We start from the raw sequence: 21,520 nt of genomic DNA, 5'->3' as shown, positions 1-21,520 counted from the left end.
GGAGACCCGTCCCGACCCCCTCCCAGGAGCGCAGCTGCAGTGGCCGTCAACCTCGCCACCATCGAGTCCGTCACCAAGGTGTACGGCACCCGTGCCCTGATGGACGGAGTCAGCCTGGGCGTCAGCGAGGGGGACCGGATCGGTGTCGTCGGACGCAACGGCGACGGCAAGACCACGCTGGTCCGTATGCTCGCCAAGCTGGAGGAACCGGACAGCGGCCGGATCACCCACTCCGGCGGGCTGCAGATGGCCGTCCTCACCCAGCACGACTCGCTGGACCCGAAGGCGACCATCCGCCAGGAGGTCATCGCCGGCCGCGCCGACCACGAGTGGCTGGGCGACGCCCGCATCCGCGACATCATCGAGGGCCTCTTCGGCGGCCTCGACCTGCCGGGCTTCGCCGAGGGCCTCGACACCGTGATCGGCCCGCTCTCCGGCGGCGAGCGCCGCCGCATCGCGCTCGCCCAGCTGCTGCTCGGCGAGCCCGACCTGATCGTGCTGGACGAGCCCACCAACCACCTCGACGTCGAGGGCATCGCCTGGCTCGCCCGGCACCTGCAGAACCGCCGCTCCGCGCTCGTCTGCGTCACCCACGACCGGTGGTTCCTCGACCAGGTCTGCACCCGCATGTGGGACGTGCAGCGCGGCGAGGTGCGCGAGTACGAGGGCGGCTACTCCGACTACGTCTTCGCGCGCGCCGAGCGCGGCCGCATCGAGGCCACCGAGGAGCAGAAGCGGCAGAACCTGGCCCGCAAGGAGCTCGCCTGGCTGCGCCGCGGCGCCCCCGCCCGCACCTCCAAGCCCCGCTACCGCATCGAGGCGGCCAACGCCCTGATCGCGGACGTGCCCGAGCCGCGCGACAAGAGCGAGCTGATGAAGTTCGCCAACGCCCGCCTCGGCCGGACGGTCTTCGAGCTGGAGGGCGTGAGCATCAAGGCCGGCCCGAAGCACCTGCTCGACCACGTCACCTGGCAGCTCGGCCCCGGCGACCGGATCGGCCTGCTCGGCGTCAACGGCGCCGGCAAGACCTCCCTGCTGCGCGCCATGCAGGCGGCGTTCGCGACCGAGGGCGACGTGCAGCCCGCCGGCGGCGTGATCAAGGTCGGCAAGACCGTGCGCCTGGCCTACCTCTCGCAGGAGATCGCCGAGCTCGACCCGCAGGTGCGGGTGCTGCAGGCCGTCGAGCAGATCCGCGGCCGGGTCGACCTCGGCAAGGGCCGCGAGATGAGCGCCGGCCAGCTGTGCGAGCAGTTCGGCTTCACCAAGGACAAGCAGTGGACGCCGGTGGGCGACCTCTCGGGCGGCGAGCGCCGCCGCCTCCAACTGCTGCGCCTGCTGATGGACGAGCCGAACGTGCTCTTCCTCGACGAGCCCACCAACGACCTCGACATCGAGACCCTCAACCAGCTGGAGGACCTCCTCGACGGCTGGCCCGGGTCGATGATCGTGATCAGCCACGACCGCTTCTTCATCGAGCGCACCACCGACACCGTCTTCGCCCTGCTCGGCGACCGCCGACTGCGGATGCTGCCGAACGGCGTCGACGAGTACCTGGAGCGCCGGGCACGGATGGCCGAGTCGGGTTCCCCCGCTCCCGCCGCCGCGGCGCCGACCGAGGCCGCGAAGGCCGCCGGCGACACCCGCCTCCAGAAGAAGGAGATGCAGAAGATCGAGCGGCAGATCTCCAAGCTGGACCAGCAGGAGGCGAAGCTGCACACCCAGCTCGCCGAGCACGCCGCCGACTTCTCGAAGATCGCCGACCTGGACGCGCAGCTGCGCAAGGTCCGCGACGAGAAGGAGGAGCTGGAGATGAGCTGGCTGGAGCTGGCCGAGCAGGTCTGACGGGTCGTCCGCCCGGTCGGCACTGTCGGTGCCGGCCGGTAGCTTCCCGTCCATGAACGCAGACGACACCCGTCGGGCCGCGGCCCGCCCCACCGCCAGGTGGCGGCGGTTCGCCGCCCGGCACCCGGAGTACGCGGAGCTGTACCCGCCGGCGATGCTGGCCGCGACCGACGACGCGATGACCGCCTACGAGGCCGAGCTGGCGCCCGGCGCGCCCGACGAACTGCTCTGGGCGGCCGTCGAACACCTCGTGCAGGCGCTGAACGCGATAGACGACGTGCACGGGCTGTTCGAGACCTCCGAGCGCGAGGACCTGTGCGAGTACGCGGACGCCGCGCTGGGCACCGTCGGCGTCGACGTGGAGGCCCTGACGGCCCGCCGTGGCCTGGAACGCGCCGAGCTGACCGACCGTTGGCGCGACTGGTAGGGCCGCCCGCGGTGCGGCGGATCAGTCGCGGCGGCGGAACCGGCGGACGGTCTGCCAGCCGGACGCGACCACCATCACCCCGCCGATCACCGCCCAGACGATCGACCCGCCGTGCCGGTGCCGGCCCAGCGAGAGGTCGAGCAGCAGCAGACTGAGGGCGAGACACAGGCCGGCGAAGATCTTGTCGAACAGCCCGTTCTCGTCGAACACGTCTCTCACGTGCGCCCTTTCGAAGCCGGAGGCCGCCACCATACGCCGCCGCGGATGCGGCGCACCACCCCGGCGGGCGTACGGCGGTGCACTCCCGGCCCGTCGTGTCCCTGCGGTCCTTGCAGGTCAACGACTTGTCAGGGTGACGACATGACACATGACACAGCGTCACCGACGGGGCGTGGCGCGCTGCGCCGGGTGGCCGCCTCGGCGATGCTCGGCACCGCCGTCGAGTTCTACGACTTCTTCCTCTACGGGGCCGCCGCGGCACTGGTCTTCGGCCGGGTGTTCTTCCCCGGGCTCGGCCCGGCCGGTGCCCTGCTGGCCGCGCTCTCCGTGCACGCCGTGGCGTTCGTCGCCCGGCCGCTCGGCGCGGTGCTCTTCGGGCACTTCGGCGACCGTCTCGGCCGCCGGACCACCCTCGTGGCGTCGCTGCTGCTGATGGGCGTCTCGACGGCCGCCGTCGGCCTGCTGCCGGCGTACGGGCAGTGGGGGGCGTGGGCGCCCGTGCTGCTCACGGTGCTGCGGTTCTGCCAGGGACTGGGACTGGGCGGCGAGTGGGGCGGGGCGGCGCTGCTGATCGCCGAGCACGCACCGGCCCGGCAGCGCGGTCGCTGGGGCGCCTACCTGCAACTCGGCCCGTGCGCGGGCTTCTTCCTGGCGACGGCGGCGTTCCTGGTGCTCGGCGAGGTGCTGGACGAGGCCGCGTTCCTGGACTGGGGCTGGCGGGTGCCGTTCCTGGCCTCGCTGGTGCTGGTGGCGATCGCGCTGTTCGTCCGGCTGCGCGTCGCCGAGACGCCGCTCTTCCGGGCCCAGCCCGGCCACGCCCGGATGCCGGTGGCCGAGGTGCTGCGCGGCCACCGCCGGCCGGTGCTGCTCGGTGCCGGCGCCGTCATGTCGGGGTACGCGCTGTTCTACCTGACGACGACGTACGCGCTGGCGCACGCCACCGCCGACCTCGGGGTGCCGCGGCGCCTCGTGCTGGGCCTGCTGCTGGCCGGGGCCGTGCTCAAGGGCGGCACGGTGGTGCTGAGCGCCCGCGCCGCCGACCGGTACGGGCGGCGGCGGGTGCTGCTCGTGGCGACGCTGCTCGCCGGGGGATGGGCCGGGGTGTTCTTCCCGCTGCTGGAGACGGCCCGCACCGGGCCGGTCGCGCTGGCTCTGCTCGGGGCGATGGCCCTGCTCGGCGGCATGCTCGGGCCGGTCGCCGCGTACCTGCCGGAGCTCTTCCCGACCCGGGTGCGGTACACCGGTGCGGCGCTGACCTACAACCTGGCGGGCGTGGTCGGCGGGGCGACCGCGCCGCTGGTCGCCGTCCGGCTGGCCGGGGCGTACGGCACGGCGGTGCCGGTCGGCTGGTACCTGGCGGGGCTGGGCGCGGTCTCGCTGCTCTGCCTGCTCGGCATGCCGGAGACCCGCGGGACGGACCTGGACGCGGTGCGCCGCCGCCCCCTCGCGCGGGACGGGGGAGCGACGGCGGTGCGCTGAGCGCGGGACCTCAGGCGGCCAGGGCCGCCAGGGCCGCCCGGCCGGCGAGGGTGATCGCGGCCTGTCGGGCGACCCGCTCGCCGAGGTGCTCGGCGGTGAGGACGTCGGCCGGGTGGACGCCTTCCGGTCCCTGGTCGGTGTGGGTCTGGGCGCCCGCGCCGAGGAACAGGCCGAGGCGGTTGAGGTCGTTCTCGGAGGCGGTGGAGGAGTTCCAGCCCGGGTGCAGGCCGAGGCTGATCCACTGCATGCCGTGCTGCGCGGCGAGCACGGTGAAGAACTGCAGGGTGTGCAGCTTGTCGCCGCTCTTGGAGCCGGAGTTGGTGAAGCCGGCCGCGAGCTTGTCCTTCCAGGCCTGGCTGAACCAGCGCTTGGAGGTCTCCTCGGCGAACGTGTGGAAGGCGCCGGAGGCGGTGCCCATGTAGGTGGGCGACCCGAACACGATCGCGTCGGCGGCGTCGAGCTCCGCCCACTGCTCCTCGGTGATCGTGTCGACGGCGATCTGCACCGTGTCGGCGCCGGTGGCGGCCGCGCCGCGGACCACGGCCTCGGCCAGGACGGCGGTGTGGCCGTAGCCGGAGTGGTAGGCGACGGCGACGGTGGGACGGGCGGCGGTCGTCATGGCGGGGTTGGCTCCTCGGAGTGCGGATCGGCGCCGGCCGGCCGAACGGTGCGACCGGGGCTGTCGGTCTCCAACATAGACCAAGTCTCCGATGGTTACCAACTCCCGATCGGAGACCGTTCGAGTTAGGCTGGGGTCATGTCCACCCCGCAGACCGCCCCGTCCGACGGGCTCCCGCCCGCTCCGGCCGGCCAGGAGTTCGACATCTTCGTCGCGGTCTGTCCCAGCCGGGACGTCTTCGCGGAGCTCGCCGACAAGTGGTCGCTGCTCCTCCTCCTGAGCCTCCACCAGCGCGGTGAGCAGCGCTTCTCCGAGCTGCAGCGCTCGGTCGGCGGCGTCAGCCGCAAGATGCTCACCCAGTCGCTGCGGTCGCTCGAACGGGACGGCCTCGTGCTGCGCACCGTCCACCCGCAGACCCCGCCGCGGGTGGTCTACGGGCTGCTGCCGCTCGGCCGCACCCTCGCCGAGCGGATCGCACCCCTCAGCGACTGGGTCGAGTCGCACGCCTGCTCGGTCGTCGAGGCGCGCGAGCGGTTCGACCGGGCGCACTGCGGCGACGGGGTGCCGGCGCCCTGAGGCGCCCCGTACCCCGCATGCCCCGTACCCCGCATACCCCGCGCCCCGCATACCCCGCGCTCCGTGCCCCGCGCCCCGACCGGGCGACCGGGCGGCAGGGCCCGCGGGCGTGCGTGCGGGGCCGTGGTGGAAATCGGGCCCGGATGGATTTCACGTTCCGGCCGACGGCCGTGTAATGTCTTCCTCGTTCGAAGGGAAGACCGAGAACAAGCCCCTATAGCTCAGTCGGTAGAGCGTCTCCATGGTAAGGAGAAGGTCTGCGGTTCGATTCCGCATGGGGGCTCCACAGTGAGCACGAAGGCCCTCGCCGGTACGGCGGGGGCCTTCGGCGTTCTCGCGGCCGGTACCACCGGACCCGCTGCCGCCGCACCCCGCCGCCTCCGCACCCCGCTGCCCGGCCTGCTGCCCCGCACCCCGCCGCGCGGACGACTGCCGGGCGGCGGCCGGGCGGCGGCGGGCCGGGAGCCTGGCGGACCGGGCGCCGATGCGCTGTGATGGTGCGTCAACCGCCGCGCCGGACACGGCCGACCGGGACTGGAGGGCGCCGTGGGCGTTCGGCTCGTGATCGTCGACGACCACCGGCTGCTGGCCGAGGCGCTGGCCACCGCCCTGCAGCTGCGCGGCCACCGGGTGCTCGCCGTGGGCGCGCCCGCCACCGCCGTCGGCGCCCTGGTCGGCGCGCGGCGCCCCGAGGTGTGCCTGCTGGGGATCTCCGCGGGCGGCGGGGACGCGGTGTTCGGGGAGCTGCGCCGACTGCGGGCCGAGCGCCCCGAGGTGGCCGTCGTGGTGCTCGGTCCGGTCGGCGAGCCGGGCCGGGTGGCGGCGGCGTTCGCCGCCGGTGCGGCCGGCTACGTGCGGAGCGACGAGCGGATCGAGGTCGTCGAGCGGGCCGTCGCCCGGGTGCGGGCGGGGGAGGTGGCGGTGGCGGTCGAGGTGCTGCAGGGCGCGTTCGAGGCGCTGCTGCGTCCGCTGCCGGAGCCGGACGACGACGCCGTGCGGCTGCTGCGCCTGCTGACCCGGCGGGAGGTGCAGGTGCTGGGCCGGATCGCCGAGGGCGAGGACACCGCCGCGATCGCGGCCGGTCTGGGCATCGCCTCCAGCACGGCCCGGACCCATGTGCAGCGGGTGCTGGTGAAGCTGGGGGCCCGGTCGCGGCTGGAGGCTGCGGCGGTGGCGGCCCGAACCGGCCTGCTGGACGGCGTGGACGGGCCCGTCTGACTGTTCCCGCTCTGCCAGATGTTGACTTATGGTCGCAGATGTTTGAAAATGTTGAAGAACGAGGAGATCGGAGCACATCGCCGTGAAGAAGACCACGACCAAGCTCGCGGACGGCCGCGAGCTCCTCTACTTCGACGCGGACGACTCCGCCCTCCGGGACTCCGCCGACCTGCGTCCGCTGGAGCCCACCGCGAGCCTGTCGGAGATCCGCCAGGACCCGGCGACCGGCGCCTGGGTGACCGTCGCCGCCCACCGCCAGGGCCGCATCTACCACCCGCCGGCGGACGAGTGCCCGCTCTGCCCCTCGCGGGACGGCCGGCTCAGCGAGATCCCCGCCCCCGAGTACGAGGTGGCGGTGTTCGAGAACCGCTTCCCCTCCCTGGCCACCGACGCGGCCTCCCACGTCACCGGCCTCGACCACCCGGTCGCCGCGTCCGGTCCGGGCACCGGCCGCTGCGAGGTCGTCTGCTTCACCTCCGACCACGGCTCCTCCTTCGCCGACCTGGAGGAGGCGCAGGCCCGCCTCGTCCTCGACGCCTGGACGGACCGCACCGCCGCCCTCTCCGCCCTCCCCGGGGTGCAGCAGGTGTACTGCTTCGAGAACCGCGGCGCCGAGATCGGCGTCACCCTGGCCCACCCGCACGGCCAGATCTACGCCTTCCCCTTCACCGCCCCGCGCACCCGGCGGATGGTCGAGACCGCGGCCGCGCACCGCGCCCGCACCGGCCGCAACCTCTTCGAGGACCTGCTGGCCGCCGAGCGCGCCGACCCCGTCCGAGTGGTCCTGGCGGGCGAGCACTGGACGGCGTTCGTCCCGTTCGCCGCCCGCTGGCCGTACGAGGTGCACCTGTACCCGAACCGCCGGGTCGCCGACCTCACCGCGCTCACCGAGGCCGAACGCGCCGAGTTCCCCCGCGTCTACCTGGAGCTCCTCCGCCGCTTCGACCGGCTCTTCATCGAGCCCGGGCACAATGAGCAGGCCGCACCGACGCCGTACATCTCCGCCTGGCACCAGGCTCCCGCCCTCGAAGGGGAGGAGCTGGCGCTGCACCTGGAGCTGTTCACGATCCGACGTACGGTGGGCAAGCTCAAGTTCCTGGCCGGCGTGGAATCCGGCATGGACGCGTTCGTCAACGATGTGTCGCCCGAGGCGGCGGCGCAGCGCCTGCGGGAGGTCGCATCATGAGTAAGTACCTGGTCACGGGTGGAGCCGGCTACGTCGGCAGTGTGGTCGCCGCCCACCTGCTGGAGGCGGGCCACCAGGTCACCGTGCTCGACGACCTGTCGACCGGGTTCGCCGAGGGCGTGCCCGCGGGCGCCGGGTTCGTCCGGGGCCGCATCCAGGACGCCGGCGACGTGCTCGACCCGTCCTTCGACGGCGTGCTGCACTTCGCCGCCTCCTCGCAGGTCGGCGAGTCCGTCGCGGACCCGGAGAAGTACTGGCGCAACAACGTGGCGGGCTCGCTCGAACTCGTCTCCGCGATGCGCAAGGCCGACGTGCGCACGCTCGTCTTCTCCTCCACCGCCGCCGTCTACGGCGAGCCGGAGTCCGTGCCGATCGCGGAGACCGCGCGCACCGCACCCACCAACACGTACGGCGCCAGCAAGCTCGCCGTCGACCACCTGATCACCAGCGAGGCCGTCGCGCACGGGCTGGCGGCCGTCTCGCTGCGCTACTTCAACGTCGCCGGCGCGTACGGCGAGTACGGCGAGCGCCACGAGCCCGAGTCGCACCTGATCCCGCTGGTCTTCCAGGCGGCGCTCGGGCAGCGCCCGCACATCTCGGTGTTCGGCGACGACTACCCCACTCCGGACGGCACCTGCATCCGCGACTACATCCACGTCGCCGACCTCGCCGACGCGCACCTGCTGGCGCTCGGCGCGGCCAGGGCCGGCGAGCACCTCATCTGCAACCTCGGCAACGGAAGCGGCTTCTCCGTCCGCGAGGTCATCGAGTCGGTCAAGCGCGTGACGGGCCGTGAGATCCCCGTCGTCACCGCCGAGCGCCGCCCCGGCGACCCGGCCTCCCTGGTCGCCTCCGCCGCCCGTGCCCACGAGGTGCTCGGCTGGCGTCCCCGCCGCCCGGAGCTCGACGACATCGTCGCCGACGCCTGGGCCTTCACCCTGGAGAAGCGAGCCTGATGACACGTACCCAGTCCGTCCGCGACGGCGCCGCCACCGAAGGCATCTGGGCGGCGCCCGGCCGGGTCAACCTGATCGGCGAACACACCGACTACAACGACGGGTTCGTGCTGCCCGTCGCCCTGCCGCACAGTGCCCGCGCCACCGTCCGGCTCCGCCCGGACGGCGTGCTGCGGCTGTACAGCGAGCAGGGCGAGGGCGAGGCCGTCGAACTCGCGGTCGCCGACCTCGCCCCCGGATCGGTGGACGGCTGGGCCAAGTACCCGGCCTCGGTGGTCTGGACGCTGCGCGCGGCCGGGTACGACGTCGGCGGCGCCGACGTGCACATCGACAGCGACGTGCCGACCGGCGCCGGCCTCTCCTCCTCGGCCGCGCTGGAGTGCGTGGTCGCCGCGGCCTACAACGACCTCCACGGGCTCGGCCTGACCGGCCCCGAGATCGCCCGGCTCGCGCAGCGTGCCGAGAACGAGTTCGTCGGCGTGCCCTGCGGCGTGATGGACCAGATGGCGTCCGCCTGCTGCACCGAGGGCGGCGCCCTCTTCCTCGACACCCGCGACCTCTCCCAGCGGCACGTGCCGATCGACCTCGCCGGTGCCGGCCTGCGACTGCTCGTGATCGACACCCGGGTCAAGCACGACCTCGCCGACGGCGCCTACGCCGAGCTGCGGGCCGGCTGCGAGCGGGCCGCGGCCCTGCTCGGCCTCGCCGCCCTGCGCGACCTCCCGGCCACCGGGCTGGACGCCGCGCTCGACCGCCTGCCCGACGAACTCCGTCCGCTCGTGCGGCACGTGGTGACCGAGGACGAGCGGGTCCTGGAGGCCGTCGCCCTGCTCGACGCCGGCGACCTCGCCGGCCTCGGCCCGATCCTGACGGCGGGCCACGCCTCGCTCCGCGACGACTACCGGGTCTCCTGCCCGGAGACCGACCTCGCGGTGGAGACGGCCGTCGCGGCCGGCGCACTGGGGGCCCGGATGACCGGCGGCGGCTTCGGCGGTTCCGTCGTCGTGCTGGTCGCCGACACCGCCCTGGACGCGGTCTCCGGCGCCGTCACCGCGGCGTTCACCGCGGCCGGCTACGCCGAGCCGCGCACCTTCACCGCGGTGCCCGCCGCAGGAGTTCGCCGGATCTCCTGAGACCGTCCGCGAAGGACCCGCCCCGCGACGTGCCGGGCGGGTCCTTCGTGCGTGCGGCGCGGAGGTCAAATCGCCGAGCCATGAAGAAACTTCACCAATCCCCCATCCCTCCGGCGCACACCCCCGTACCCTGAGTCCGGTACCGGAGGGGGTCGGCGCCGGACAGGGGGGACGGACGATGGGGCGTATTCGCGTCCTGGTGGTCGACGACCACCGCATCTTCGCCGAGGCGCTGGCCACGGCTCTCGCCGCCGAGCCCGAGATCGAGGTCGGAGCGGCCGGCAGCGCCGTCGCCGCCGAGCGGGCGCTGGAGCGCGCCGCCGCCGAAGGCCGCCCCTACGACGTCGCCCTGATCGACGCGGACCTCTCCGCGGCCGCCGGCCGGCCCGGGCAGCGCCCCCGCACCGCCCCGCCGGCCGCCGTCCTGCCGCCGCCCCGCCGCGAGGCCCCGCCCGGCCGCCCGCAGGGCCACGTCCACACCCACACCCACACCCACACCCACTCCCTGGCCGTCGCCGCCCCCGGCTCCGGTGACGGCATCGCCCTGCTCGCCCGCGTCCTGCGCAGCCACCCGGCGCTGCGCGCGGTGGTGCTCGCCGGCTCCGACGACCCGCGCCGCGCGGTGCGCGCGCTGCAGGCCGGCGCCGTCGGCTGGGTGGCGAAGGAGAGCTCGCTGGCCCGGCTGCTGGCCGTGGTGCGGGGTGTGCTGCGCGACGAGACCCACCTGTCGCCCGCCCTGCTCACCGGTGTCGTCCGGGAGCTGACCAGCGCCCGGCGCGACCGCACGGAGAGCGAGCGGCTGGTCGGCACCCTCACCCCACGGGAGGAGGAGGTGCTGCGGTGCATGGTCGCCGGCCTCGGCCGGCAGGCGGTCGCCGAGCGGCTCTACCTCTCGCCGCACACCGTGCGCACCCACATGCAGAACGTCCTCGGCAAGCTCGGGGTGCACTCCACGCTCGCCGCGGTCGCGGTGGCCCGCCGGGCGGGGATCACGCCGTCCGAGCCGCTGCCCCAGTCCGTGCCGTCGGCCTCCGCGCCGACCGTCGCCTCAAGTGCAGGCCCGGGCGCCGGCTGACCGCGCCGTCCACGCCCGGCGCCGGGCTGGGGGAACAGCCCGACGCCACACCCAGGTACCGACTCCGTCAGTCAGGGAGACCGGAGGACCGATGTCGCCCCACACCACTGCCGCACGCCGAAACGTTCCGCTCGCACCGATCCCGGAGCAGTCCGACGGGCCGCCGGGGATGCGCACTCTCGTGATCGGCGCGGGTGCCGCCGGGTCGTCGCTCGTCCGCGACCTGCTCCGCACCCCGGAGTTCGGGCTCGCGCCGGTCGGCGTCCTCGACGACGACCCCGCGAAGGCCGGGCTCGCCGTCGACGGCGTGCCGGTGCTCGGCCCGCTCGCCGACCTGACCGGACTCGCCGTCACGCACCGTGCCCAGGTGGTGGTGCTGGCCATTCCGGGTCTGCCGCACCAGCAGGTCCGGGCGCTGGCCACCTCGGCGGCCGCGGCGGGGGTCGCGGTGCGCTACCTGCCGTCGTTCCTGTCGGCGCTGCGCCGCGAGGTGGTCGGCTCCGACATGCGCAGCCTGGACGTCAACAAGCTGATCGGCCGTCACGAGGTGCACGTGGTCTCGTCCGACGTCCGCGCGGTGATCGAGGGCCGGCGGGTGCTGGTGACGGGCGCCGGGGGGTCGATCGGCAGTGAGCTCTGCCGCCAGGTGAACGCGTTCGGGCCGTCGGAGCTCTACATGCTCGACCACGACGAGTCGAACCTGCACCGGCTCCAGCTCGACATCTGGGGCGAGGCGCTGCTGACCGACGAGTCGCTGGTGATCGCCGACATCCGGGACCGTCCGCGGATCCAGCAGATCTTCCGCGACCTGCGGCCCGAGGTGGTGTTCCACGCGGCGGCGCACAAGCACCTGCCGCTGCTGGAACGGCATCCGAGCGAGGCGGTGAAGTCGAACGTCCTGGGCACGGACAACCTCGTGGAGGCGGCCCTCGCCACCGGCGTCGAGCGCTTCGTGCTGATCTCCACCGACAAGGCGGCCGACCCGACGTCCGTGCTCGGCGCGAGCAAGCGGCTGGCCGAGCTGATCGTGCAGGCCAACGCCCGGGACGCGCGCAACCTCGGCACCGGGGTCTTCTCCGCCGTCCGCTTCGGCAACGTGCTGGGCTCGCGGGGCTCGCTGCTGTCGGTGCTGGCCGAGCAGTTGCAGAGCGGCGGCCCGGTGACGATCACCCACCCGGACGTGACCCGGTTCTTCATGACGATCGAGGAGGCCGTCGGCCTGGTGCTGGAGGCCGGCCGGATGGCCGAGGGCGGCGAGGTGTTCGTGCTCGACATGGGCGAGCCGGTGCGGATCGTCGACCTGGTGCACAACTTCGCCCGGCAGGTGCAGCTCGGCGCGGAGGACGTGGAGATCCGCTACACCGGTCTGCGGGCGGGGGAGAAGCTCAACGAGGCGCTGTTCTCGGAGGGCGAGGTGCGGCTGCCCACCGTGCACGGCCGGATCTTCGCGACCGTGGCGGGCGACGGCGCGGGCCCGGAGGACCTGGCGGGCGGGCTGACCGGCCTGTACGCGGCGGCGGCCGGCAACTCCGACGACGAGGTGCGGCGGCGGTTGGCCGGGCTGCTGCCGGGCTACCGGACACCGGAGGCCCGGCCGGTGCCGGCCCTCGGCGCGCCGTACCCGGACGGTTTCTGAGCGGTGGGCGGTGCACGGCCGCCGTGCGGCCGGGCCGTGGGCCTCGCCGGAGGAGGGCCGGGGGTCAGCCGGCCTGGTCGAAGGGGGCGACCAGTTGCCGCAGCAGGGCGGCGAGGTCGGCGCGCTGGCCGGCGCCGAGCCGGGCGAGCAGCTCGCGCTCGTGGGCGAGCAGCCCGGCGAGTGCCTGGTCGGCCTTGTCCCGGCCGTCGTCGGTGAGGCGGACGAGGACGCCGCGCCGGTCGTCCGGGTCGGGCAGGCGCCTGACGAGGCCCTTGCCGGTGAGCCGGTCGATGCGGTTGGTCATGGTGCCGGAGGTGACCAGCGTCTGGGTGAGCAGCTGGCCGGGGGAGAGCTGGTAGGGGTCGCCGGCCCGCCGGAGGGCGGTCAGCACGTCGAACTCCCAGGGCTCCAGGCCGTGCTCGGCGAAGGCGGTGCGACGGGCGCGGTCGAGGTGGCGGGCGAGCCGGCTGACCCGGCTGAGCACCTCGAGCGGTTCCACGTCGAGGTCGGGGCGCTCGCGGCGCCATGCTGCGACCAGCCGGTCGACCTCGTCCTCCATGTCGATCAGTGTATCGGGGGTTGTGTCGATGTGAAGTCTCTTGACATCGAGAATTATCAAGCGCAGTCTCTCGACGGGATATCTTGACGTCGAGATACTTGGGAGAGGGCCGTGCCCGCCACCGCATGGGATCCGCAGCAGTACCTCCGCTACGCCGACGAACGCACCCGCCCCCTGCGTGAACTCGTCGCCCGCATGCCCGCGCTCCCCGCCGCGCCGGTCGTCCTCGACATCGGCTGCGGACCCGGCAACTCCACCGCCGTCCTGCGCGACCGCTGGCCCGACGCCCACCTGACCGGCGTCGACGACTCCGCCGCGATGCTCGACACCGCCCGCACCACCGGCGAACCGGGCGCCGCCTACCTGCTCGCCGACGCCCGCACCTGGGACCCGGCCCCCGCCGCCCCCGACGCGATCGTCTCCAACGCCGCACTCCAGTGGCTGCCCGGACACCTCGCCCTGCTGCCCCGCTGGGCCGCCGCGCTCCGGCCCGGCGGCGTCCTCGCCCTCCAGGTGCCCGGCAACTTCGACGCCCCCAGCCACACCCTGCTCGCCGACCTGCGCCGCAGCCCCCGCTGGCGCGACGCGCTCGGCGAGGACGCCGTCCGGGCCGGCTCCCACGCGCCCGCCGACTACCTGCACGCCCTGCTCGCGGCGGACTGCGCCGCCGACGTCTGGGAGACCACCTACCTCACCCTCCTCGACGGCGAGGACCCGGTGCTGGAGTGGGTCCGCGGCACCGCCCTGCGCCCCGTCCTCGCCCTGCTGCCGGACCCCGCGGAGCGGGCCGCCTTCCTGGCCGAGTACGGGGCGCTGCTGCGCGAGGCGTACCCCGCGGGGCCGCACGGCACCCTCTTCCCGTTCCGGCGGGTCTTCGCCGTCGCCCGGCGCCGCTGAGCACCCGCCCGGCGCCGCTGAGCACCCGCCCGGCCGCGCCGCTGAGCACCCGCCCGGCGCCGCCGGTCAGGGCGGGTCAGCGGTGGAAGTGGTGGTGCCCCGGCATCGCCGGGTGCCGGCCGAGCAGCACCACGCCGGTGACCACCGCGAGCAGCCCCAGGACCTGGCCGGCCAGTGCGGCGGGAGTCGTCCGCAGCTCGTCGCCGAGGAATCCCACCGCGCAGGCGATCCCGGCGATCGGCTGCGCGGCGGTCAGGGCCGGCAGCGACATCCGCAGCGGCGCCGCCTCGAAGGCGGACTGCACGAGCAGCAGTCCCACCACCCCGATCGCCAGCACCGCGTACGGCTGCCAGCTGTGCAGCACCTCGCCGATGCCGCCCGTGTCGAGGCGTTCGGAGGTCATCCGGGTCAGGGCGTCCTGCAGGCCGTAGAGCAGGCCGGCGGCGAGGGCCAGCAGGGTGGCCTCCTCGAAGAGCGGCATCCGTTTGGCGAGGACGACCAGCAGCAGCGCGAGGCCGCTGACGATCCCCACCACCAGCCAGAAGCGCAGCGGTCCCGCGTCGGGGCCGCCGGCCCCCGGCTGCCCGGCCACGATGAAGGCCGCCACCCCGAGGGCGATCAGCACCACCCCGCCCCAGCCGGAGCGGCCGAGCCGGGTGCCGGTCATCACGCGGGCCAGGCCCATGGCGAAGACCAGGTTGGTGGCGAGCAGCGGCTCGACCAGGGCGACCTCGCCCTCGCTCAGGGCGAGGGCGCTGAGCACCTGGCCGGCGACCATGAAGCCCACGCCGAGGAGCCAGTCCGGCATCCGGGCGAGGTCGAGCAGCAGCCTCCAGTGCAGCAGGTCACTGCGCGGGGCCCGCTGGGCCGCGTGCTGCTGCAGCACGAAGCCGAGGCCGAGGAAGCAGGCGGCGCCCACCGCCAGAACGAAGACCGCCACGGGACCACCTCGGTGCTGTCACCCCTGTCGATCCCCCACCAGCTTCGGATGCCGCTCCAGGCCCTCCAGCCCGTGCCAGGCGAGGTTCACCAGATGCGCGGCGACCTCGGCCTTCTGCGGTTTGCGCACTTCCAGCCACCACTGGCCGGTGAGCGCGACCATGCCGACCAGCATCTGCGAGTACATCGGGGCCAGCCGCGCGTCGAACCCGCGCGACTTGAACTCCAGACCCAGGATGTCCTCGACCTGGGTGGCGATGTCGCTGATGAGGGAGGCGAAGGTGCCGGTGGACTGCGCCACCGGGGAATCCCGGACGAGGATCTTGAAGCCGTCCGTGGAGGTGTCGATGTAGTCCATCAGCGCGAAGGCGGCCTGCTCCAGCAGCTCGCGGGAGTGCCCGCCGGTGAGCGCCCCGGTCACCATGTCGAGGAGGAGCTGCATCTCGCGGTCGACGACGACCGCGTAGAGCCCCTCCTTGCCGCCGAAGTGCTCGTAGACCACCGGCTTGGAGACGCCCGCTCGCTCGGCGATCTCCTCGACGGAGGTGCCGTCGTAGCCGCGTTCCGCGAAGACCGACCGGCCGATCTCCAGCAGCTGCTCGCGGCGCTGCTTGCCGGTCATCCTGACCCGGCCGCCGCTGCGGGTGCCGCGTGCGGCCGGGGCGGACCGGGTACGGGCCACCGGGCCGCCGCCTTCCCCGCTCGGTGCGTGCTGCCGGCCGTCCGCGGTGTCCGCGTTGCTCCCGTTCACTCCTCCATCATGCGGCAGCGGGCGGGTCATACGGCGCGGCGGGCGTCGATCCGCTCGGCCTGCGGCCAGCGGACGTCGCTCGCCCAGCCCGCCTGCTCGAACCAGCGGATCAGCCGGGCCGAGGAGTCGACCTGCCCGCGCAGCACGCCGTGGCGGGCGCTGGTCGGGTCGGCGTGGTGGAGGTTGTGCCAGGACTCGCCGCACGAGAGGACGGCCAGCCACCAGACGTTCCCGGAGCGGTCGCGCGACTTGAAGGGGCGGTCGCCGATCGCGTGGCAGATGGAGTTGATCGACCAGGTCACGTGGTGCAGCAGTGCCACACGGACGAGCGAGCCCCAGAAGAAGGCGGTCAGCGCGCCCGCCCACGACATCGAGACGAGGCCGCCGATCACCGGCGGGATCAGCATCGAGACGGTCGTCCACAGCCAGAACAGCCGCGAGATGCGCCGTATGGCCGGATCGGCGATCAGATCGGGCGCGTACTTGTGCTGCGGGGTCTGCTCCTCGTCGAAGAGCCAGCCCATGTGCGCCCACCAGAGGCCCTTCATCAGCGCGGGCACGCTCTCGCCGTACCGCCACGGCGAGTGCGGGTCGCCCTCCTTGTCGCTGAACCGGTGGTGCTTGCGGTGGTCGGCGACCCAGCGGACCAGCGGCCCCTCGATGGCCAGGCTCCCGGCGATCGCGAGGGTCAGCCGCAGGGCCCGGTTGGCCTTGAAGGAGCCGTGCGTGAAGTAGCGGTGGAAGCCGACGGTGATCCCGTGGCAGGCCACGAAGTACATGACGACGGCGATCGTGAGGTCGACCCAGCCGAGGCCCCAGCCCCAGGCGACCGGGGCCGCCGCCACGAGGGCGAGGAACGGGAGGCCGATGAAGACGCCGAGCGTGATGCGTTCGGCGGCCCCCTGCTTCTCGCCGCCGCGGGTGGCGGATACCTCGGCGGGGGGCTTCTCCGCCGTCACGGTGGGTGCTGCACCGGCCTGCATGGTCATAGGGGTGTCCTCGGTGGCAGGAGCGTTACCTACGTTTCCGTAACTTACGGCATCGTAGGTACTGGGGCATCCGATGGGAAGACGTGTCGTCGGGAGCGGGGGCCGGAGGGTGGTGGATGCGGAGCGGCACAGCCCGTACTCTTAGCCCAGCGTTGCCCCGCCGACGGCCCGTCGGCGCGTCACCCGTGCACAGCATCCGTCCCGGATCGTCTAAGGGCAGGACAGCTGGTTTTGGTCCAGCTTATGGGGGTTCGAATCCTCCTCCGGGAGCTCAGCGCACAGCCCCGACCCGCTCGGCAGGCGCGCCCGACCCTCCCTCAGAACAACCGAGGAGCCTCCCGCGTGAGTGCCAACAAGACCGCTGCCGTCGTCGTGCTCGCCGCAGGCGGGGGCACCCGGATGAAGTCCAACCGGCTGCCGAAGGTCCTGCACGAGATCTGCGGGCGCTCCCTCGTCGGCCACGCCGTCGCCGCCGCACAGGAGTTGACCCCCGAGCACCTCGTCGTCGTGGTCGGCCACCTGCGCGAGCTCGTCACCGGCCACCTGGAGTCCCGCTACCCGGGCGTGCGCACCGCCGTCCAGGAGCAGCAGAACGGCACCGGCCACGCCGTGCGCACCGCCCTGGAGGCGCTCGCCGCCGACGGCGTCGCCCTGGACGGCACCGTGCTCGTCACCACCGGCGACGCGCCGCTGCTCACCGGCGCCACCCTGCGCGCCCTCGCCGACGCCCACACCGGGCAGGGCAACGGCGTCACCGTGCTGACCGCGGTCGTGCCGGACGCCGACGGCTACGGCCGCATCCTGCGCGACGGCGAGGGCGCGGTCGCCGCCATCGTCGAGCACAAGGACGCCACCGACGAGCAGCGCGCCGTCTCCGAGATCAACTCCGGCGTCTTCGCCTTCGACGCGAAGCTGCTCGCCGAGGCGCTCTCCCGGCTCACCACCGACAACAGCCAGGGCGAGGAGTACCTCACCGACACCCTGGAGATCCTGCGCACCGCCGGCCACCGGGTCGGCGCCGTCGTCGCGGCCGACCACCGCGACATCGTCGGCATCAACGACCGGGTGCAGCTCGCCCAGGCCCGCCGGATGCTCAACGACCGGCTGCTGGAGCGCGCGATGCGCGCCGGCGTCACCGTGGTCGACCCGGCCACCACGTGGTTCGACGTGCAGGTCACCTACGAGCCCGACGCGGTCGTGCTGCCCGGCACCCAGCTGCAGGGCGCGACGCACCTCGGCGAGGGCTGCGAGGTCGGCCCGAACACCACCGTCACCGACAGCGTGATCGGCGCCGGCGCCACTGTGAGCAACGCCACGGTCGTCGACGCGGAGGTCGGCGAACTCGCCTCGGTCGGCCCGTACGCGTACCTGCGGCCGGGCGCCCGGCTCGCCCGCAAGGCGAAGGCCGGCACCTACGTCGAGATCAAGAACTCGGAGCTCGGCGAGGGCGCCAAGGTGCCGCACCTGTCGTACATCGGTGACGCCACGATCGGCGAGGGCAGCAACGTCGGCGCGGCCTCCGTGACGGTCAACTACGACGGTGTGGACAAGCACCGCACGGTGATCGGGGCGCACTGCCGCACCGGCTCCGACAACATGTTCATCGCCCCCGTCACCGTCGGTGACGGCGCCTACACCGCCGCCGGCTCCGTGATCTACCAGAACGTGCCGGCCGGGTCGCTCGGCGTCGCCCGCGCGCAGCAGCGCAACGTCGCCGGATGGGTGGCCCGCAGGCGCCCCGGCACGGCCTCCGCCGCTGCTGCCGCGGCCGCGGACGAGGCGGCCGCCGCCGCCCCCGACGAGGGCTGAGCCGACTGCGGGGGGTCTTGGCATCCGGTCCCGGGGCGGACGCTTCCCGGCGGTGCGCGTAACCTGGAGTACATACGTGCGCCACTGGGCTAACCGTCCGCGTCCAGGCGTACCCCAAATCCCCCGCTGACCGACGGCCCGAGCGCTGCCCGGGTGTGCCGCAGCGGGTTCATGCGGTCAAAACGCGAGGAGACGGTGCAGTGAGCGGGATCACGACGTCGGGAGAGAAGAAGCTGCGGCTCTTCTCCGGCCGTGCCCACACCGAGCTGGCGGGGGAGGTGGCCCGGGAACTCGGCACCGAACTCGTCCCCACCAAGGCCCTGGACTTCGCCAACGGCGAGATCTACGTCCGCTTCCTGGACTCCGCGCGAGGCGCGGACTGCTTCGTGATCCAGAGCCACACGGCTCCGATCAACCAGTGGATCATGGAACAGCTCATCATGATCGACGCGCTGAAGCGGGCCTCGGCCCGCAGCATCACGGCCATCCTGCCGTTCTACGGCTACGCCCGGCAGGACAAGAAGCACCTCGGCCGCGAGCCCATCTCGGCCCGCCTGGTCGCCGACCTCCTGCGCACCGCCGGCGCCGACCGCCTGATGGCCGTCGACCTGCACACGGCGCAGATCCAGGGCTTCTTCGACGGCCCGGTCGACCACCTCTTCGCGCTGCCGATGCTCGCCGACTACGTCGGTGACAAGGTCGACCGCGCGAAGCTGACCATCGTCTCGCCGGACGCCGGCCGGGTGAAGGTCGCCGACCAGTGGTGCGACCGCCTGGACGCCCCGCTGGCGATCATCCACAAGCGCCGCGACATGACCCGGGCCAACACCATCCTCTCGGCGGAGGTCGTCGGCGACGTCAAGGACCGGGTCTGCGTCCTGGTCGACGACATGATCGACACCGCCGGCACGATCTGCGCCGCCGCCGACGCGCTCTTCGACAACGGTGCCGCCGACGTCATCGTCGCCGCCACCCACGGCGTGCTCTCCGGCCCGGCCTCGGACCGCCTGAAGAACTCCCGCGTCAGCGAGTTCGTCTTCACCAACACGCTGCCCACCCCGGCCCAGCTCCAGCTGGACAAGGTGACGACGCTCTCGATCGCCCCCTCGATCGCCGCGGCGATCCGCGAGGTGTTCGAGGACGGTTCCGTGACCAGCCTCTTCGAGGGCGTGCACTGACGCCCCGTACGGCCCGGTCGGCCCCCGCGCGCGCCGCGCACGGGGGCCGATTTCACGGTTGACGCGCCAGCGGTTAGACTCGTGGGACGCCCGGCGAGGGATGCCGTGTGCCCCACCGGGTGCCGCAACCGTGATCGACGCGCTGCTTCGAGTAGTCGTCTGCCGCCGAGCGACCCCAAGGTATTTGAGGGTGTGGCCCGGCGGTTTTGTCGTTCCTGCACCCGCGCCAGTCTTTTCTCAACGAGGAGTGCAGTCGTGTCCGAGATCCGCCTTGCAGCCGAAGCCCGTACCGAGTTCGGCAAGGGTGCCGCCCGCCGCGCGCGCCGCGCCGGCCTGGTGCCCGGTGTCGTCTACGGCCACGGCCTCGCCCCGGTCCACCTGAACCTGCCGAGCCACGCCCTGATGATGGCGCTCAAGACCCCGAACGCGCTGCTCGTCGTCCCGATCGAGGGCAAGGACGAGTACGTCCTGCCGAAGGCCGTCCAGCGCGAGGCCATCCGCCGCTCCATCGAGCACGTCGACCTCCTCCTCGTGAAGCGCGGCGAGAAGGTCACCGTCGAGATCCCGGTGCACGCCGAGGGCGAGCTCGCCCCCGGTGGCAACCTGCTGGAGCACGTCCTGAACGCGCTCCCGATCGAGGCCGAGGCCACCCACCTCCCCGAGTCCGTCACCGTCTCCGTCGAGGGCCTGGAGGCCGGCGCCTCCATCCTCGCCAAGGACATCGAGCTCCCCAAGGGCACCACGCTGGCCGTCGACGGCGAGACCGTCGTCCTGCAGGTCATCGGCGCCCAGGCCGCCGAGGCCACCGAGGACGAGGCCGCCGAGGCCACCGAGGCCTGAGCCTCCCCCTCCTCGACCGCTGCCCCGACCGTTCCGTCCGGACCGGCCGGGGCAGCGGCATGTCCGGGATGATGGTGTCGTGAGTGAGGAGCGGTTTCGATGAGTGACGACACGTACGACGGGCCCTGGCTGATCGTCGGCCTCGGCAACCCCGGGGACGGCTACGCCCGCAACCGGCACAACATCGGCTTCATGGTCGCCGACCTGCTCGCCGAGCGGATCGGCGCGCGCTTCAAGGCCCACAAGAGCCGCGCCCAGGTCGCGGAGGGCCGGCTCGGGGGCCGCCGCGTCGTGCTGGCCAAGCCGATGACCTTCATGAACCTCTCCGGCGGCCCCACCACCGGCCTGCGGGACTTCTACAAGGTGCCCAACACCGCCGTCGTCGCCGTGCACGACGAGCTCGACCTCGACTACTCCGCCCTGCGGCTCAAGTGCGGCGGCGGCGACAACGGCCACAACGGCCTCAAGTCCCTCACCAGGTCGCTCGGCCCCGACTACCACCGGGTGCGCTGCGGCATCGGCCGCCCGCCCGGACGCATGGAGGTCGCCGACTTCGTCCTCAAGGACTTCTCGGCCGCCGAGCGCAAGGACCTCGACTGGTTCGTCGACCGCTCCGCCGACGCCGTCGAGGCGCTCGTCACCGAAGGACTGGAGCGCGCGCAGAGCACCTACAACTCCTGACCGGAGCCGGGTGCCGCCTCCTCCCGCGACGGATGTGTTACGTACACAACGGTCGTGCAACGCTTGGCCGCTGGGAGCTGATTCGGGGTCAGGCGCCCGGTGTCCATCGGATACGGTCAGTCCCGTACGAAGGGTTGCGGGGTTCGATCTGGGGGTATGACGGGTGGCTCGGTCCTACAGGGTGGCGCGCATGGTCGGCGGGGCGGCGGTCTGCCTGGCCGCGACCGGCGCGGGAGCCTCCGCCGCGACGGCCGCCGACGCGACGGCGGGCCCCGTGACGTCGCCCGAGCCCGCCGCGGCGCAGCTCGTGCCGCCGGTCCCCGGCGCGGTCGGCGGATCGGCCGGCCTCTACGCGGTGGCCGGCGGCCTCGTGGTCGTCGCCGGCGGTGCGGCGACCTGGCTGCGACGGCGCCGCGGCGACGGCGCCGAGGTGCACTGACGCCCCGTCGGCACCCGCCGCCCGGCACCCGGCGGCCGTGACGACGAGGAGGGCGGGCCCGCCGTGCGCGGG

At 73.5% G+C, this 21,520-nt stretch carries 23 protein-coding genes and 2 tRNA genes; 19 read left to right on the top strand and 6 right to left on the bottom strand.

Annotation, left to right across the window (positions count from 1 at the left end; translation table 11 throughout):
- Positions 1-39: 39 nt before the first annotated feature.
- Together OG335_RS16515 and OG335_RS16510 are read left to right on the top strand one after the other, a co-directional pair.
- A complete protein-coding gene (locus tag OG335_RS16515; protein ID WP_405011884.1) occupies positions 40-1,842 on the top strand; it encodes an ABC-F family ATP-binding cassette domain-containing protein in 1,803 nt (600 codons plus the stop codon).
- A 52-nt stretch (positions 1,843-1,894) separates the two neighbouring features.
- Complete coding sequence (locus OG335_RS16510; RefSeq protein ID WP_405011883.1) at positions 1,895-2,269, top strand: hypothetical protein; 375 nt, start codon at positions 1,895-1,897, stop codon at positions 2,267-2,269.
- Positions 2,270-2,290: 21 nt separating this feature from the next.
- Here the strand turns inward: OG335_RS16510 and OG335_RS16505 are convergent, their stop codons facing one another.
- Entirely contained in the window at positions 2,291-2,488 is a 198-nt protein-coding gene (locus tag OG335_RS16505) for a hypothetical protein (protein ID WP_405011882.1), read from the bottom strand.
- A gap of 141 nt (positions 2,489-2,629) precedes the next feature.
- On the opposite strand from OG335_RS16505, the gene OG335_RS16500 reads away from it, so the two are divergent.
- Positions 2,630-3,967, top strand: coding sequence for an MFS transporter (locus OG335_RS16500; protein ID WP_405011881.1), 1,338 nt, complete (start codon positions 2,630-2,632; stop codon positions 3,965-3,967).
- A 10-nt stretch (positions 3,968-3,977) separates the two neighbouring features.
- Here the strand turns inward: OG335_RS16500 and OG335_RS16495 are convergent, their stop codons facing one another.
- Positions 3,978-4,586: a flavodoxin family protein gene (locus OG335_RS16495; RefSeq protein WP_405011880.1), complete on the bottom strand. Its 609-nt coding sequence runs from the start codon at positions 4,584-4,586 to the stop codon at positions 3,978-3,980.
- 138 nt (positions 4,587-4,724) lie between these two features.
- On the opposite strand from OG335_RS16495, the gene OG335_RS16490 reads away from it, so the two are divergent.
- From OG335_RS16490 to OG335_RS16450, 9 genes are all read left to right on the top strand, one after another.
- The gene (locus OG335_RS16490; RefSeq protein WP_405011879.1) at positions 4,725-5,162 is read left to right on the top strand and encodes a winged helix-turn-helix transcriptional regulator; all 438 of its coding nucleotides are present in this window, start codon (positions 4,725-4,727) and stop codon (positions 5,160-5,162) included.
- Positions 5,163-5,372: 210 nt separating this feature from the next.
- Positions 5,373-5,448, top strand: a tRNA-Thr gene (locus OG335_RS16485).
- A 2-nt stretch (positions 5,449-5,450) separates the two neighbouring features.
- On the top strand, positions 5,451-5,657 hold the full coding sequence (locus OG335_RS16480) for a hypothetical protein (RefSeq protein ID WP_405011878.1): 207 nt from the start codon (positions 5,451-5,453) through the stop codon (positions 5,655-5,657).
- A gap of 51 nt (positions 5,658-5,708) precedes the next feature.
- Positions 5,709-6,380, top strand: coding sequence for a LuxR C-terminal-related transcriptional regulator (locus OG335_RS16475; protein ID WP_405011877.1), 672 nt, complete (start codon positions 5,709-5,711; stop codon positions 6,378-6,380).
- Between the two features lie 82 nt (positions 6,381-6,462).
- Positions 6,463-7,566 carry a galactose-1-phosphate uridylyltransferase gene (galT, locus tag OG335_RS16470; RefSeq protein ID WP_405011876.1) on the top strand — a complete coding sequence of 368 codons (1,104 nt, stop codon included), beginning with the start codon at positions 6,463-6,465 and terminating at the stop codon, positions 7,564-7,566.
- Positions 7,563-8,522 carry a UDP-glucose 4-epimerase GalE gene (galE, locus tag OG335_RS16465; protein WP_405011875.1) on the top strand — a complete coding sequence of 320 codons (960 nt, stop codon included), beginning with the start codon at positions 7,563-7,565 and terminating at the stop codon, positions 8,520-8,522. The genes galT and galE overlap by 4 nt, the downstream gene beginning before the upstream one ends.
- Entirely contained in the window at positions 8,522-9,655 is a 1,134-nt protein-coding gene (galK, locus tag OG335_RS16460) for a galactokinase (protein ID WP_405011874.1), read from the top strand. Before galE ends, galK begins: the two co-directional genes overlap by 1 nt.
- A gap of 178 nt (positions 9,656-9,833) precedes the next feature.
- Positions 9,834-10,730, top strand: a complete 897-nt coding sequence (locus tag OG335_RS16455) for a LuxR C-terminal-related transcriptional regulator (protein ID WP_405011873.1) — start codon at positions 9,834-9,836, stop codon at positions 10,728-10,730.
- Between the two features lie 169 nt (positions 10,731-10,899).
- Positions 10,900-12,366: a polysaccharide biosynthesis protein gene (locus tag OG335_RS16450; protein ID WP_405011872.1), complete on the top strand. Its 1,467-nt coding sequence runs from the start codon at positions 10,900-10,902 to the stop codon at positions 12,364-12,366.
- A gap of 64 nt (positions 12,367-12,430) precedes the next feature.
- Here the strand turns inward: OG335_RS16450 and OG335_RS16445 are convergent, their stop codons facing one another.
- Positions 12,431-12,925 carry a MarR family winged helix-turn-helix transcriptional regulator gene (locus OG335_RS16445; protein WP_405011871.1) on the bottom strand — a complete coding sequence of 165 codons (495 nt, stop codon included), beginning with the start codon at positions 12,923-12,925 and terminating at the stop codon, positions 12,431-12,433.
- A 111-nt stretch (positions 12,926-13,036) separates the two neighbouring features.
- On the opposite strand from OG335_RS16445, the gene OG335_RS16440 reads away from it, so the two are divergent.
- Positions 13,037-13,822 (top strand): methyltransferase domain-containing protein, encoded by a 786-nt coding sequence (locus tag OG335_RS16440; protein WP_405011870.1) that lies wholly within the window; start codon positions 13,037-13,039, stop codon positions 13,820-13,822.
- 76 nt (positions 13,823-13,898) lie between these two features.
- On the opposite strand, the gene OG335_RS16435 is transcribed toward OG335_RS16440, so the two are convergent.
- The 3 genes from OG335_RS16435 to OG335_RS16425 form a co-directional block, all read right to left on the bottom strand.
- Positions 13,899-14,762 (bottom strand): DMT family transporter, encoded by an 864-nt coding sequence (locus tag OG335_RS16435; RefSeq protein ID WP_405011869.1) that lies wholly within the window; start codon positions 14,760-14,762, stop codon positions 13,899-13,901.
- Between the two features lie 18 nt (positions 14,763-14,780).
- The gene (locus tag OG335_RS16430) at positions 14,781-15,383 is read right to left on the bottom strand and encodes a TetR family transcriptional regulator (RefSeq protein ID WP_405015420.1); all 603 of its coding nucleotides are present in this window, start codon (positions 15,381-15,383) and stop codon (positions 14,781-14,783) included.
- Positions 15,384-15,538: 155 nt separating this feature from the next.
- On the bottom strand, positions 15,539-16,501 hold the full coding sequence (locus tag OG335_RS16425) for an acyl-CoA desaturase (protein WP_405011868.1): 963 nt from the start codon (positions 16,499-16,501) through the stop codon (positions 15,539-15,541).
- A gap of 199 nt (positions 16,502-16,700) precedes the next feature.
- Here OG335_RS16425 and OG335_RS16420 point away from each other — a divergent pair.
- From OG335_RS16420 to OG335_RS16395, 6 genes are all read left to right on the top strand, one after another.
- Positions 16,701-16,771, top strand: a tRNA-Gln gene (locus OG335_RS16420).
- Positions 16,772-16,843: 72 nt separating this feature from the next.
- Positions 16,844-18,310 carry a bifunctional UDP-N-acetylglucosamine diphosphorylase/glucosamine-1-phosphate N-acetyltransferase GlmU gene (glmU, locus tag OG335_RS16415; protein WP_405011867.1) on the top strand — a complete coding sequence of 489 codons (1,467 nt, stop codon included), beginning with the start codon at positions 16,844-16,846 and terminating at the stop codon, positions 18,308-18,310.
- A 200-nt stretch (positions 18,311-18,510) separates the two neighbouring features.
- Positions 18,511-19,488: a ribose-phosphate diphosphokinase gene (locus OG335_RS16410; protein WP_405011866.1), complete on the top strand. Its 978-nt coding sequence runs from the start codon at positions 18,511-18,513 to the stop codon at positions 19,486-19,488.
- 255 nt (positions 19,489-19,743) lie between these two features.
- A complete protein-coding gene (locus OG335_RS16405) occupies positions 19,744-20,328 on the top strand; it encodes a 50S ribosomal protein L25/general stress protein Ctc (protein ID WP_405011865.1) in 585 nt (194 codons plus the stop codon).
- A 99-nt stretch (positions 20,329-20,427) separates the two neighbouring features.
- Positions 20,428-21,009: an aminoacyl-tRNA hydrolase gene (gene pth / locus OG335_RS16400; protein ID WP_405011864.1), complete on the top strand. Its 582-nt coding sequence runs from the start codon at positions 20,428-20,430 to the stop codon at positions 21,007-21,009.
- A gap of 190 nt (positions 21,010-21,199) precedes the next feature.
- Positions 21,200-21,448, top strand: a complete 249-nt coding sequence (locus tag OG335_RS16395; protein WP_405011863.1) for a hypothetical protein — start codon at positions 21,200-21,202, stop codon at positions 21,446-21,448.
- Positions 21,449-21,520: the final 72 nt, after the last annotated feature.

Source organism: Kitasatospora sp. NBC_01539 (genome assembly GCF_045040525.1).
GTDB lineage: Bacteria > Actinomycetota > Actinomycetes > Streptomycetales > Streptomycetaceae > Kitasatospora.
This window is presented reverse-complemented; position numbering and strand designations above follow the sequence as displayed.